We start from the raw sequence: 13,971 nt of genomic DNA, 5'->3' as shown, positions 1-13,971 counted from the left end.
CATAGGTTTCAAAATTAATCAATTACGCCTCAGCGTAATATTGTCTATGCATCAAGTTTAGCTAGGGGGCTGGAAGATTCGCGGGATCGATGTGCCGGTTGTCGCAGCCGCTTCACTTGCAGCTGTGGCTGCGTTAGAAGCAGCTGCACCAGCGGATGGGAGTGATTGGAAACCTTTATACAATCGCCACATAGCCGGCAAATTCTGAACCATTGGTGCAAATTGCTGGACGACAGGTGCAAATTGCTGAGCTGTGTTTAAGAAGCGGTTGGCCGTTTGCATATAGGTATCCATTCTGGAAGGATTTCCCTGCGCGCCTTGAGAGGGCATTGAACCGCCGAATGCTTGCTGCATCTGGCCTTCAGAAAAAGCTTGATTGCCCGGACCATTCGGGATGGATTGGTTAACCGGCCCGTTCGGAAATGGCTGACTTGGTCCAAAACCTTGAGTCATTTGCTGGCCTGGTCCAAAACCTGGACCCATTTCTGGACCCATTTGAGGAGGCGATCCGAAACCGAATTGTCCCATATAAGGCGGAGCTGGTTGTTGACGTGCGAACGGATAAAAGGATTCGTACCTCATGATGATCTCCTTTCAAAATATCAGAATGTACTTTCACATTGTATACTATGCGTAAATCGCATACGGTGGAACGGAATCGTGCTATAATAGCCATATGATTAGGAGGAACACGCATGTCAAAATATACAGATTATCAATTTAAACCGTTTTTACGGGAAGCGATCGGGAGGCTCGGCTTTGAAAATCCGACACCGATCCAAAAAGAAATGATCCCGCTTATTCTGAAAGGGACGAGCGCAATTGGTCAAGCTCATACCGGTACAGGAAAATCGCATAGTTTTATCATTCCGGTGTTGGAGCGCGTAAATGCAGAGGCTGACGAATTGCAAGCGGTCATTACAGCTCCGACGAGGGAACTGGCGACTCAATTATCCAACGAATTGGACAAGATGACGGAAGGGACTGCGATCCGTAGCTCATTGCTCATCGGAGGGACCGATAAGCAACGCTCGATCGGCAAACTGAAATCGAATCCCCATATTGTGATCGGCACACCGGGACGAATTCGTGATATGGCTGAGAATGGGGCGCTAGCCATCCATACAGCTCGCATTTTAATCATTGATGAAGCAGATTTAGCCTTCGATATGGGTTTCATCGAGGATATCGATCACTTTGCTTCGAAAATGCCAGCCGATTTGGAGATGTATGTATTTTCAGCGACCATTCCAGAAAAACTGAAGCCATTTTTGACCAAATACATGGAATCACCCGTGCATGTGAAGATTGGTGAACGTCAATCATTGACCGAAGGGATGCATTACACGCTCGTACCCGTACGGAGTATGAGTCGGAAGAAAAAACTATTGCATGTCATGGAAGCGATCAATCCCTATTTAGCGATTATTTTTACAAATACACGACAGCATGCAGATGAAATTGCCGATTATCTTGCCGAAAACTGCATAAAGGCGGGGAGGATTCATGGGGATTTGACGCCACGTGAACGGACCCGTATGATGAAACAAATCCGAGATCTGGAATTCCAATACATTGTCGCAACCGATCTGGCAGCGCGCGGAATCGATATTCCGGGCGTTAGCCATGTGATCAACTACGAATTGCCGGATGATCTGGAGTTTTTCATTCATCGTGTCGGACGTACTGCACGTGCTGGTCTTGAAGGAACGGCCATCACTTTATATGAGCCATCAGAAGATGATAAAGTGGTCAGAATTGAAAAGATGGGCATTCCATTTGTCCATGAAGATGTGAAAAAAGGCGAATGGATCGAAATAAAAGAACGTCATGCAAGGAAAAATCGTCTGAAACAAGAAGACGAAATCGATCGTAAGGCTGTGTCGATCGTTAAAAAACCGGCGAAAGTGAAGCCAGGCTATAAAAAGAAAATGGCACAGGAAATCGAAAAAATCAAGAAACGTGAAAGGAGATTGAAACGAAAAAAATGACAACAAATCAACCATTATTACTCGGTTCCCATGTGTCGATGAGCGGCAAAAAAATGTTGCTCGCTTCGAGTGAAGAAGCGTCATCATATGGAGCGACGACGTTTATGATCTATACGGGAGCACCCCAAAACACAAGGCGAAAGCCGATCGAAGATTTGAATATTGCGGCAGGCCAATTGCATATGGAGGAACATGGATTGTCGAATGTCGTCGTCCATGCACCTTATATTATCAATATCGCGAATACGACGAAGCCAGAGACATTCGAGTTAGGCGTCAATTTTCTGCAACAGGAAATTGAGCGGACCGCGGCACTTGGAGTGGATCAAATTGTCCTACATCCGGGCGCGCATGTCGGGGCGGGTGCCGACAAAGGGATCGCCAAAATTATCGAGGGGCTAAACGAAGTGCTTTCCCAAGATTATCCCGTGCGTATTGCGCTTGAAACAATGGCGGGAAAAGGAACTGAATGCGGCCGCAGTTTCGATGAGATTGCTGCCATCATCGATGGCGTCACGTATAACGAACGGTTATCGGTTTGTTTTGATACTTGTCACGTTCATGATGCTGGCTACGATATTGTAGGTGATTTTGATGGAGTTCTAAATGAATTCGATCGAATCATCGGAACCGATCGAATTTCCGTCATTCACGTGAATGATAGCAAAAATGAACGGGGTGCAAGGAAAGACCGCCATGAAAATATCGGTTTCGGTCATATCGGTTTTGAGCCGCTTTCCTATATTGTCCATCATCCGGGCTTCCAAGCGATCCCGAAAATTTTAGAAACACCATTTGTTGGAGCGGATCCGAAAAATAAAGTGGCACCCTATAAGGTTGAAATCGACATGTTCAAATCAAACACATTTAAGCCGGAGAAAATCGACGCGCTCCGAGCGTAAAACTCTTTACCTGCTGTATAAAAAAGGGAAGTACGGTCTGCTGCAATTCATTTTGCAGACCGCACTTCTTATTTTCTAGTGTCTAAATATTTCTTGAAAAGAATTTCTGTTTTTTGATTACCAATTGCTTTCCTTACTTTTTGGATAAAGGGTTCCGGAACTCCCGTAAAAATCCAATGAAATGAAACTTCTTCTACCAATGGGCGAAGTGCACGAATCTCGCTTATGGACAGATCGATTCCATATTGCCTAGCTAACATTTTCACTTCGTCATCACTACTCATTTTAATTTCACTCAATAATCGAGCATAGTCCACACTTTCATCCTTTCTTTCCTTTTCACTGATTCCTCTACCGTCGCAGATCAATAAGTTGTAACCTTACACATAATCGTTTATAATCTTACAGGTGAATCGGAATGGTTCCTATTCTAACTAGGTTTGACGAAGGTTTAACTTGTTTCAGTAGAAGTCTTCCATTTCTTAAAGTGGTGGGATGAATGCTAGAAAGGCATACCATCCAGTGAGGATTTAAACCTGACTGCATCAAGTTAAGTCTCCGAACAGCATTACGCCGAAGTGCATGGATTAGGGAAGGAAAATACTATGACAAACAACATTATACAATTGGACGACGTCAGTTTTAGTTATGAACAGTCGCTCGCTCTCGATCATATTTCCCTCCAAATAGGAGAAGGGGAATTTTGGGCGCTTATCGGGCCGAACGGTTCTGGCAAATCGACATTGCTCAATATCATTTTAGGAATTTTAAAACCGTCTAGTGGCTCAGTCAAGCTTTTTGGAGATGATATGCGGTCATTTAAGCAACGTGAACGGATCGGCTATGTGTCTCAGAAATCCAATTCTTTCAACTCTGGATTTCCTGCAACTGTGCTCGAAGTGGTTCGGAGCGGATTGACAAGGAAAGTTGGGCTGTTCAGAGGTTTTACGAAAAAGGATGAGCAACGAGCGATGGAAGTGCTACGGATTGTCGGGATGGAGCGTTTTGCAAAACAGAATATCGGTGAATTATCCGGAGGACAACAGCAGCGTGTTTTTATTGCCAGAGCACTTGCAGGGAAACCGGATCTTCTGATTATGGACGAACCGACTGTCGGGATTGACCAGCAAAACGTCGCATCGTTTTATACTATGCTGAACCACTTGAATCGTGAGCATGGTATTGCCATTGTTCTCGTCACACATGAAATTGATCTTGTCACGGAGCTGGCAACTCATGTCGCTTGTCTGAATCGAACAATCCATTTCCATGGAGTCCAGTCCGACTACAAAAAAATGGATGATGACGATATTTCTAAATGGTACGGTCATCCGGTACGCCGTGTGCATCACCAAATGCCGGAGGTGCAACAATGATTAGTGCCATCCTATCTTATGAGTTTTTACAAAATGCATTTCTGTCGGGTTTGATCATCGGGGTTATTGCACCGTTACTCGGTTTGTTTATCGTTGTCAGACGTCTTGCGCTGATTGCGGATGCACTTAGTCATGTGGCACTCGCTGGAATTGCTGGGAGCCTTTACTTAAGTCAGCAGGTGCTGTTTTTCTCGGCTTTGAATCCCGTTTATCTTGGCATCGCCTCTGCTGTCGGAGGGTCATTGCTAATCGAGAAGTTGAGAGGCGCTTACCGTCATTACGAAGAGCTTGCGATACCGGTCATTTTATCGGCCGGAATTGGGCTAGGTGCTATTTTCATTTCGTTGTCAAAAGGGTTTGGCTCAGACTTGGTTGGTTATTTATTCGGATCTGTATCAGCGGTGAGCAGGCAGGATTTGTGGGTGGTCATCGTGATTGCCATCGTTGTCATTGCTTATATCCGGTTTTTTTACAAGGAATTATTCATTGTGTCTTTTGATCCGGATTATGCCAAAGTTTCCGGCGTCAATTCGAAATATATCCAGATGTTATTCATGATTATTACCGCGTTGGTCATCGGGGCTTCCATGCGGATTGTCGGTATTTTACTTGTCTCTTCCTTGATGACAATACCGGTGGCTGCTGCGATACAGCTTGCGAAAAGCTTTAAGGGTGCGCTGATCTACTCCATCGTATTCGGAGAATCGGCCGTATTGGTCGGTCTTATATCGGCTTATCATTTGGATATCGCTCCCGGAGGTACGATTGTCATTACTTCCATACTGATTTTGCTTCTGGTTCTTGCTTGGAAAAGAATTCAAAAAGTGCGAAATGCGCGTGCAGTGAAGGAGGGGATTTTATGACACTTGATGAAGCTTGGCGCATCTTACAAGAAAACCAATTTAAACGGACGAAAAATCGCGAGACGATTCTGCATTTTTTCTCAACTAAAGATCGCTATATGACAGCGCTGGATGTGAAAAATTTTATGGAGAATGATAATCCCGGTATCAGTTTCGATACGATTTACCGCAATTTGAGTACCTTCTCGGAGTTAGGGATACTTGAGGAGACCGATTTGAATGGGGAACGTCATTTTCGGATGCAGTGTGATCCGGGTGTCCATCATCATCATTTCATCTGTACGGATTGTGGGAAGACGCGTAGCATCCCGCATTGTCCAATGGAAATGATTACCGTCAATTTGCCTGATTATGAAGTGGAAGGCCATAAATTTGAAATTTACGGAAAATGTCCTGCTTGCATTGTCGATTAATCAATTACGCCTTGGCGTAATTGCGTCCAGATTTTGAATTGAGCAAAGCCCAATTCAAAATCTGTGACATCCGCCGGAGGCTTGGGCCAACAGGATGTTGGTCACTCAGAAGTTGCCAATCAAACATCGAAGGGTTTGATTTAACGTATTTCTGCGTTTTTTTGCAGAAATTAAGGCACTTTCAGGACACGGCGACCTTAGCCTGAGTTCCTCTAATCAGCAAATCTTTTTGTACTGAAAGCGAAGCGTCAGCTACAGGGAGTTTGGACTCTCTCCGATTGAAATGCTTTCTGGCATTCATCCCGCCACTTATGAAAGCGTGGGATTTTTGTTGAATCAAGTTAAAAACCGTTGCGAATCTCGGTAAGAGATTCGCAACGGTTTATTTTTTGCCTATCGTTTGTTCCGATGGAAAGAGTTTTTGGATCCATTGGTTTGCTTCTTGCCAAGAAAAGACCCGAATAACGCCTTTGGGAATCGGATCCCTATTATACGGCGTGTCAAACAGGAGAACGGGGATATCCAGCTCTTCATTAATCGCGACGGCATTGTCATGTTTGTCTTCAAAAAATGCATGGACACCATATTTTTTCGCTGTTTCAATCTTATCATGGCTGCCGACGAGTTCAATATGATCATACGGGATTTGTTCTCGTTGGAACCAATTCAAAGTAGCCTCTTGAACCTGTGGGCCACGGGCTGAAATATAGTACAGTTCGAATTGTGTTTTCCAGCTCTCCAAAATCTGTTTGGCATACTCTTGGGCCGGAGATGTACTGTAAATATGTGACTCGGCTCCTGTATACCATTCCCAAAACACTTGTTTGTCGACCGGAAACGCTTTGGTCAAATCGTATTCTTTAATATCATCCAATATCAAGTTGCATCCGAAATGCTCGTTAATATGGGGCAAGAGGGAAGTGGGGCATGTCACCGTACCATCGATGTCAATACCGAATCGGATGATATTCATTCCGATTTTCCTGCTTGCAATAGTTGTTCTTGGCGTTGTTTCTCGAAATATTCCTCAGCTAGTTTATCAATCTCCATTTTCAGTTCTTCGACCATCGTTTCTTCAGGTACTTTGCGGACCGTTTTCCCTTTCATGAAGAGCAATCCTTCACCTCGTGCACCTGCGATACCGATATCCGCTTCACGTGCTTCACCTGGTCCATTTACCGCGCAACCGAGAACTGCAACCTTCAATGGTGCTTTGATTGTCGAAATGTATTCTTCCACTTCGTTCGCAATGGAAATAAGATCGATCTCGATGCGGCCGCATGTCGGACAAGAAATGAGTGTTGCAGCATTGGAAGATAAACCAAAAATTTTCAATAGCTCACGCGCTACCTTTACTTCTTGGACAGGGTCTGCACTTAATGAGACACGCATCGTGTTCCCGATACCAGCAGACAGTAATGTTCCTAGTCCTGCTGCGCTTTTGATCGAGCCGGCAAAAAGTGTACCGGACTCGGTAATGCCAAGATGCAATGGATAATCGAAAGCAGCCGCAGCTTTTTTATAGGCTTCGATTGCCAAATTGACATCAGAAGCTTTCAACGAGACGATAATATCGTGGAAATCGAGATCTTCCAAAATTTTTATATGATGAAGAGCACTTTCTACCATTCCGTCAGCAGTCGGGTAGCCATACTTTTCAAGGATTTTCTTTTCAAGTGATCCGGCATTAACCCCGATTCGAATTGGAATCCCTTTTGCTTTTGCAGCATTAACGACCGCTTCCACTTTAGCTTGTCTTCCTATATTCCCTGGATTGATGCGGATTTTATCTGCGCCTTGCTCAATTGCGATTAACGCTAATTTATAGTCAAAATGAATATCGACGACAAGTGGGATATTGATCCGCTTTTTAATCTCGCCGATCGAATAAGCAGCACGTTCATCGGGACATGCAACCCGGACAATTTGGCATCCGGCTTCTTCTAAGCGTAGAATCTCTTCAACTGTCGCTTCCACGTCATGGGTTTTCGTTGTTGTCATACTTTGGATGAATAATTCGTCGCTACCCCCAATGGTCAAATTACCGACACGGACAGGACGTGTTTTCGATCTGTGAATCATTTCAGTCATTTCTTTCTCTCCTTAAGTGGCGATAGCCTAATAACTATTTCTATTTTAGCAATCAATCGTGTGTAAATACAAGGGACACCCCTTCAACACTTATAGGAGGCATTTTCCAACCATAGCGTTTGAGGGAAGGAAAATATTATTTCAGCCTACTTCATTCTTTCGTGCACGAATTGTCATTTGGCTGTGAAAGGGGCAATTTTACTTTCTCGCCGCCAATCAATGCCTGGTTTTGAAGATGTGGATTTAAGGAATAGAAAGAAGACAATCTTTCTATAAAGCTCGTACCGGGATCCGGATAGAGGGCGAAAAGGGACTCAATCGTATCCCCTTCAACAGTCGTGACTGGGATAATTGCAACGTCTGTTTGTTCGACACAAGATTGTTTTTCGTTCGTAAACGAGGCTAGTGGTATAGTGCCTTCCACCAAATCCATTCTTATGAAGTGAAATGTTATGAATAATAGAACTGCGAGTAGTAGTATTCTCATGGAAATCCCTCCTTCCGCCACTATATGTGCGGAAAGAGGAAATATTCATTTCGTCAATTTGGGGTAATACTTAGCCGCTGCCACAATATAGGCTATATGTACTCCGGAAGTTAGCCATGTACTATAAGTGTCCCATGAAGGGAAAAAGTCCAAGCAGATGGTCAGTAAAATCGGTACCGTCATCGCGATGGCAGAGGTTCGCCACATATGGCGATATTCGCCACGCTTTTTCATAATTTTCAATAGGAGAATACCAGCGTATGCAAAAATACTTACGCGCACAAAAATATAAAAAGTGCTGATGACCAATTGTAGAATAAAAGCAATCGGATGAATGATCCAACCGACCGTTTCTCCATGTTCCGATAATTCAGGTGTGGATTCAAATAGCGCCGTATCCAAGGCGATATAACGGATGAAGGAAATGACGGTAAATAATGCTACAAAGAAGAAAATATAGCGAAAGACCTTTCCGATTGATAATAACCGAAAAGCAGCCATTTTTTTCGGTTCATGGAATGCCGCTTTGAAAATTTGGTGAAACTTCAAGATATGACCTCCTTCGTCAAGTAATAGTTTATCATTTTCCGATTGGGGAGAATGGTCATTCTTGACGGAATGATGACATTTTATGTACTCGTTGTTACGGTAATGTAAAGTTTTACGCGTTTCTATTTACAAAAACGATATATTATCGACATAATTGAAGCGCTGTACATAATGATGTTGGAGGTTGACAATTTAATGGAAGTGAACTGGCAGGAAATGTTGTTCCAGTTTCTTGGCGGGCTTGGTATATTCCTGTTCGCGATCAAGTATATGGGAGACGGCTTACAAAAAGCGGCAGGCGATCGACTTCGTTCCATCCTTGACCGCTTTACGACAAATCCAGTCATGGGTGTCCTTGTCGGAATTATTGTGACAGTCTTGATTCAATCAAGTTCAGGAACGACGGTCATTACAGTAGGACTTGTAAGTGCTGGTTTCATGACCCTCCGCCAAGCGATTGGTGTCATTATGGGAGCGAATATCGGAACGACTGTGACTGCGTTTATCATAGGGCTTGATGTCGGTGCTTATGCGTTGCCGATCATGGCGATTGGTGCATTTCTTATATTTTTCATTCGAAAAAGCATTGTAAAAAGTTTCGGAGAAGTTATTTTCGGTTTTGGGGGTCTATTCCTTGGACTTGAATTGATGAGTGGAGGCATGAAACCGCTCCATGAATTGGCTACATTTACAGACTTGATGATCTCCATGAGTGACAAACCTTTGCTTGGTGTTGTGGTCGGTACGGTTTTTACATTGATTGTCCAAAGTTCAACTGCAACGGTCGGCATCCTACAAGGACTTTACGCGGAAAATCTTATAGATATCCATGCAGCACTTCCCATTCTGTTCGGAGATAATATCGGAACGACTATTACCGCTGTTCTGGCATCCATCGGGGCATCCGTTGCAGCGAAGCGCGCTGCTGCAACTCACGTACTATTCAACATGGTCGGCACAATCCTTTTTTTGTTTTTCCTTTTGCCATTCACTGCTTATATTGAATGGATTTCGGGCTTACTAGCTCTTGAAAATAAAATGCAGATTGCCTTTGCACACGGTTCTTTCAATGTGGCCAATGTCATTATCCAGTTTCCGCTTATTGGGGTCTGGGCATGGTTCGTGACAAAACTGATTCCTGGCGAGGATGTTACCATTGAGTATAAGCCGAAGCATTTGGACAAGCACTTCATTGATCAGTCTCCTGCAATTGCGATCGGTCAAGCAAAAGAGGAAATTGTTCGCATGGGCGAATTCGGCGTGCAAGGTTTGCAAGAGGCTTTTGAATACTTGAAAACAGGCAATAAAAAACATGCGGAAACGGCTTATCAGATCGAAGATGCGATCAATAACTTAGATCGGAAAATTACGGATTATCTTGTGGAATTTTCGTCAGTCAGCATTTCACCGGTAGAATCTACACGCCATTTTATGTTGATGGATTCAGTACGTGATATTGAAAGGATCGGCGATCATTTCGAAAATATTGTCGAATTGCTCGACTCCAAAGAGACAAACCGGGTAAGATTGACAGATGATGCAGTGGAAGATTTGACGGAAATGTTCACATTGACGATTGAAACCGTCCAAAAAACAGTGGACGCACTCAATCAGAATAATATGGAACTGGCGAAAATCGTAGCTGAAAAAGAAGTGTTAATTGACAAGTTGGAACGTAAATTTAGAAAGAATCATATTTTGCGATTAAATGAAGGACGTTGTACGGCCCAATCCGGAATGATATTCGTCGATATCGTATCGAATTTGGAGCGGGTGGGCGACCATGCGGTAAACATAGCAGAAGCGATTCTCGATAACAGAGCATAGAACGAAAGGGGAAATTACGATGGAAATGGTTGGCTGGATAGTTGCCATTGTCATGTTTATCATTGCTTTTGCCGGTCTGATCTATCCGATTATTCCATCGGCACTTTTCATCTTAGGAGGCTTTCTTCTTTACGGTTGGATTGATACCTTTAGCGGGATGAATGGCTGGTTTTGGGCTATTCAAATCCTGTTCATCATTTTGCTGTTCGGTGCGGATACCTTGTCGAATCTTGTCGGTGTCAAAAATTTTGGAGGTTCTAAAGCGGGAATGTGGGGAAGTACAATTGGTCTTCTTTTAGGGCCTTTTGTCATTCCGGTTGCGGGGATATTAATCGGTCCTTTTCTCGGAGCGGTAATTGCGGAACTAGTTGTTTCCCGGGCAGGGGTGAAGCAAGCATTGAAGACTGGTCTAGGGTCACTTGTGGGATTCCTAACCTCCGTTATCACAAAAGGGCTAGTGATGGCTGTGATGATATTCGTCTTTTTCTTGTTCGTCAAGTGAACCGTTCCATGAGAATAGTCCATTTTATTTGAACGTTTTTAGCAATTTTGATAATCTTAAAGACGTATCATATTTATGAATCTTCGAGGAGGAAAAAGACAATGGCTTACGAATTACCGGAACTACCATATGCATACGATGCATTGGAACCACATTTTGACAAAGAAACGATGAATATCCACCACACAAAACACCACAACACGTATGTAACGAACTTGAACAATGCACTAGCAGGCAACGAAGAGTTGCTTAGCAAATCAGTCGAGGATCTCATTGCGGATTTAGATGCTGTTCCAGAATCAGCTCGTACAGCAGTTCGCAATAACGGTGGCGGCCATGCCAACCACTCCCTATTCTGGCAATTGCTATCTCCTAATGGTGGCGGACAACCTTCCGGAGCTCTTGCAGAAGCGATCGATAAGAAATTTGGAAGCTTCGATTCATTCAAAGAAGAGTTCGCAAAAGCAGGCGCAACTCGCTTTGGTTCAGGATGGGCTTGGCTTGTATTGAATAACGGTGAACTTGAAATCACTTCAACGCCTAACCAAGACTCTCCAATTATGGAAGGGAAAAAGCCACTTCTTGGCTTGGACGTTTGGGAGCATGCATACTACTTGCACTACCAAAACCGTCGCCCTGATTATATTGCAGCATTCTGGAATGTCGTCAATTGGGAAGAAGTTGCGAAACGCTTCGCTGAATAATTTCATAAACAAGGAACAAAGCACATACTTTGTACGTCAAAGTATGTGCTTTTGCGTTATGGGATGTTATAATTCTACATGTTGAATGGAGAAGGGAGGAAACGATGAAAAAACAAATGCATAAAGCAGATCAGGCAAAAGTAAAACAGCGGAAACATATCGCCTTCCGGATGAACTTTCTGTTTTTTGTGATTTTCATTCTCTTTTCTATGTTAATCCTTCGTCTCGGTTACTTGCAGATCGTCAAGGGAGAAGAATACGTCGGCTTATTGGAACGAATGGAAGAAGTCGCTGTGAATACGAGTGTTCCGAGAGGGCGTTTATTTGATCGGACAGGACGGGTACTCGTAGACAATGAACCTAAGAATGCTATTACATATACAAAGACAACGTCGACATCCTCGAAAGAAATGCTGGAAATCGCCCAAAAGCTGGCGGGATTGATCGAGCAAGATACGAAACGCATTACAATCGGGGATAAGCGAGATTTTTGGATATTGACGCACGCTGAGGAAGCGAAGGAAAAGATAACGGCAGAAGAGATTTCCGAAATCAAAAGTGATGGATCTTTATCAAATAAAGAAAAAGAAAGAAAAATCAATCAACTTACGAGAGAACGAGTGACGGAAGAAGAACTCAATTCATTTACAGCCGATGAACTCGAAGTGCTCGCCATCTATCGAGAGATGATGTCAGGATATGCATATTCCCCGCAAATTGTGAAAAGTGGCGATGTGACGGAAGAGGAGTTTGCAGCTGTATCTGAACGCCTAAGCGAATTGCCGGGCGTTGACACAACGACCGATTGGGAACGCGTCAAACGATCAGCGAACACAATATTAGGATCGACGACCAGCCCGATTGAGGGCATCCCAAAATCCCATTTAAATTATTATTTAGCAAGGGATTATTCGAGAAATGATCGTGTCGGAAGAAGTTATATCGAACAATACTATGAAGAATTGCTTAAAGGGCAAAAAACGATCATGAAAAACATCAAAGATCGAAGCGGCCGAGTCGTTGAAACGAAGGTAGTCCGAGAAGGAGAGCCTGGTAAAGACCTTGTGCTCACCATTGATATGGAATTGCAAGAAGCACTCGAGGAAATGGTGACAGAAAAACTGTTGGCATTGAAAGCGGGTCCTAATTCTTCGGAGCTTGATAGGGCTTTTCTTGTGATGATGAACCCGAATAACGGAGAAGTGCTGGCACTCGTCGGTAAGCAGCTCGTCAGAAATAGAGAGACTGGAAAACTGGAAGTATGGGATTACGCATACGGAACTTTCACCGCATTGCATGAAGCAGGTTCGGTCGTGAAAATGGCAACGGTGTTGACGGGGTATCAAGAGAATGCTATACGTATCGGTGAAGTGAAAATTGACGAACCACTCAAAATCGGTTCGCAATTTAAAAGATCATTGTTTAACCAACATTCGAGAGTAGCGATTACTGATATCGAAGCACTCGGCAGATCTTCAAACGTTTATATGTGGAAGATTGCGATTACCATTGCCAATGCCAATTACCGATATGGCGAGGCATTGAGTATTGATAAAAGCGCGTTCGATACTTTCCGGCAATCTTTTGCGTCATTCGGCTTAGGGACGAAAACAGGCATCGATTTACCGAGCGAATCCCCTGGACTGATAGGGACAGATACGTTAACAGGTTTTTTACTGGATTTAACAGTCGGACAATATGATACGTATACAACGCTTCAACTTGCACAATATGTATCTACGATTGCTAATGGCGGGTATCGAATTGCACCTAAAGTGCTAAAAGAAATCCGTGAACCATCCGAAGATGGTGAAATCCTCGGTCCGTTGATCGAAGAAACAGACGTGAAGATTTTGAATCGCATTCAAAATACCCAAGCGGAAATTGAACAGGTGAAACGCGGTATGCATTATGTCTATTATGGAGCCAGAGGGACTGCAAAAAATCTCTTTGCTGGAAGGGATTTTGAAGCCGCTGGAAAAACCGGGACAGCACAAGCATTCAGTTCTGGTAAAGCGACAATCAATCTATCACATGTCGGCTTTGCACCTTACGAAAATCCGGAAATTGCTTATGCAATTATTATCCCGAATATCTCTACTAATCCAAGAAAATATCCATATGCTCAAAATGAAATTATTCAACAAGCGGTGGATAAATACTTTGAGTTGAAGAAGAAGAGGGCTCAAGAGGAGAACGCTTCTGCTGTAACACAAACGATCAAGCATGTAGAAGAAACAGAAGACAATCAATAAAAAAACAGCAT

The 13,971-nt window shown here is 43.5% G+C and carries 15 protein-coding genes; 9 read left to right on the top strand and 6 right to left on the bottom strand.

The genetic code is table 11. The features are described 5' to 3' along the window. Window positions 1–57: 57 nt before the first annotated feature. Window positions 58–582: a VrrA/YqfQ family protein gene (gene vrrA, locus ACFPRA_RS19275; protein WP_381438290.1), complete on the bottom strand. Its 525-nt coding sequence runs from the start codon at window positions 580–582 to the stop codon at window positions 58–60. 113 nt (window positions 583–695) lie between these two features. Between vrrA and ACFPRA_RS19270 the strand changes: the two genes are divergently transcribed. Together ACFPRA_RS19270 and ACFPRA_RS19265 are read left to right on the top strand one after the other, a co-directional pair. Beyond that, window positions 696–1,991 carry a DEAD/DEAH box helicase gene (locus tag ACFPRA_RS19270; protein WP_381438287.1) on the top strand — a complete coding sequence of 432 codons (1,296 nt, stop codon included), beginning with the start codon at window positions 696–698 and terminating at the stop codon, window positions 1,989–1,991. Continuing rightward, window positions 1,988–2,893 (top strand): deoxyribonuclease IV, encoded by a 906-nt coding sequence (locus tag ACFPRA_RS19265; RefSeq protein ID WP_381438283.1) that lies wholly within the window; start codon window positions 1,988–1,990, stop codon window positions 2,891–2,893. The genes ACFPRA_RS19270 and ACFPRA_RS19265 overlap by 4 nt, the downstream gene beginning before the upstream one ends. Window positions 2,894–2,961: 68 nt before the next feature. Here the strand turns inward: ACFPRA_RS19265 and ACFPRA_RS19260 are convergent, their stop codons facing one another. Then, window positions 2,962–3,210, bottom strand: coding sequence for a hypothetical protein (locus tag ACFPRA_RS19260; protein ID WP_381438281.1), 249 nt, complete (start codon window positions 3,208–3,210; stop codon window positions 2,962–2,964). Between the two features lie 288 nt (window positions 3,211–3,498). On the opposite strand from ACFPRA_RS19260, the gene ACFPRA_RS19255 reads away from it, so the two are divergent. From ACFPRA_RS19255 to ACFPRA_RS19245, 3 genes are read left to right on the top strand one after another with little or no spacing between them, the layout of a single operon-like run. Continuing rightward, entirely contained in the window at window positions 3,499–4,269 is a 771-nt protein-coding gene (locus ACFPRA_RS19255; protein WP_381438279.1) for a metal ABC transporter ATP-binding protein, read from the top strand. Further along, the gene (locus tag ACFPRA_RS19250; RefSeq protein WP_381438277.1) at window positions 4,266–5,132 is read left to right on the top strand and encodes a metal ABC transporter permease; all 867 of its coding nucleotides are present in this window, start codon (window positions 4,266–4,268) and stop codon (window positions 5,130–5,132) included. Before ACFPRA_RS19255 ends, ACFPRA_RS19250 begins: the two co-directional genes overlap by 4 nt. Next, window positions 5,129–5,545 carry a Fur family transcriptional regulator gene (locus ACFPRA_RS19245; RefSeq protein WP_381438275.1) on the top strand — a complete coding sequence of 139 codons (417 nt, stop codon included), beginning with the start codon at window positions 5,129–5,131 and terminating at the stop codon, window positions 5,543–5,545. Before ACFPRA_RS19250 ends, ACFPRA_RS19245 begins: the two co-directional genes overlap by 4 nt. Before the next feature lie 382 nt (window positions 5,546–5,927). Here the strand turns inward: ACFPRA_RS19245 and ACFPRA_RS19240 are convergent, their stop codons facing one another. The 4 genes from ACFPRA_RS19240 to ACFPRA_RS19225 form a co-directional block, all read right to left on the bottom strand. After that, window positions 5,928–6,518 (bottom strand): 5' nucleotidase, NT5C type, encoded by a 591-nt coding sequence (locus ACFPRA_RS19240; protein WP_381438273.1) that lies wholly within the window; start codon window positions 6,516–6,518, stop codon window positions 5,928–5,930. Continuing rightward, window positions 6,515–7,636: a flavodoxin-dependent (E)-4-hydroxy-3-methylbut-2-enyl-diphosphate synthase gene (gene ispG / locus ACFPRA_RS19235; RefSeq protein ID WP_381438270.1), complete on the bottom strand. Its 1,122-nt coding sequence runs from the start codon at window positions 7,634–7,636 to the stop codon at window positions 6,515–6,517. The genes ACFPRA_RS19240 and ispG overlap by 4 nt, the downstream gene beginning before the upstream one ends. 151 nt (window positions 7,637–7,787) lie before the next feature. Further along, window positions 7,788–8,123, bottom strand: coding sequence for a hypothetical protein (locus tag ACFPRA_RS19230; RefSeq protein ID WP_381438268.1), 336 nt, complete (start codon window positions 8,121–8,123; stop codon window positions 7,788–7,790). A gap of 45 nt (window positions 8,124–8,168) precedes the next feature. Continuing rightward, window positions 8,169–8,672, bottom strand: coding sequence for a DUF1189 family protein (locus tag ACFPRA_RS19225; protein WP_381438266.1), 504 nt, complete (start codon window positions 8,670–8,672; stop codon window positions 8,169–8,171). Between the two features lie 195 nt (window positions 8,673–8,867). On the opposite strand from ACFPRA_RS19225, the gene ACFPRA_RS19220 reads away from it, so the two are divergent. The 4 genes from ACFPRA_RS19220 (at window position 8,868) to ACFPRA_RS19205 (ending at window position 13,960) form a co-directional block, all read left to right on the top strand. Then, complete coding sequence (locus ACFPRA_RS19220; protein WP_381438263.1) at window positions 8,868–10,499, top strand: Na/Pi cotransporter family protein; 1,632 nt, start codon at window positions 8,868–8,870, stop codon at window positions 10,497–10,499. Window positions 10,500–10,518: 19 nt separating this feature from the next. After that, window positions 10,519–11,001 carry a DUF456 domain-containing protein gene (locus ACFPRA_RS19215; RefSeq protein WP_381438261.1) on the top strand — a complete coding sequence of 161 codons (483 nt, stop codon included), beginning with the start codon at window positions 10,519–10,521 and terminating at the stop codon, window positions 10,999–11,001. Window positions 11,002–11,102: 101 nt separating this feature from the next. Beyond that, window positions 11,103–11,705 carry a superoxide dismutase SodA gene (sodA, locus tag ACFPRA_RS19210; RefSeq protein ID WP_381438258.1) on the top strand — a complete coding sequence of 201 codons (603 nt, stop codon included), beginning with the start codon at window positions 11,103–11,105 and terminating at the stop codon, window positions 11,703–11,705. Window positions 11,706–11,809: 104 nt separating this feature from the next. After that, window positions 11,810–13,960 (top strand): peptidoglycan D,D-transpeptidase FtsI family protein, encoded by a 2,151-nt coding sequence (locus ACFPRA_RS19205; RefSeq protein WP_381438255.1) that lies wholly within the window; start codon window positions 11,810–11,812, stop codon window positions 13,958–13,960. The last annotated feature ends 11 nt before the right edge of the window (window positions 13,961–13,971 follow it).

It is taken from the genome of Sporosarcina soli, assembly GCF_042655805.1.
Taxonomy (GTDB): Bacteria; Bacillota; Bacilli; order Bacillales_A; family Planococcaceae; genus Sporosarcina; species Sporosarcina soli.
The sequence above is the reverse complement of the archived record's forward strand: the minus strand, read 5'-3'. Positions and strand labels throughout refer to the sequence as shown.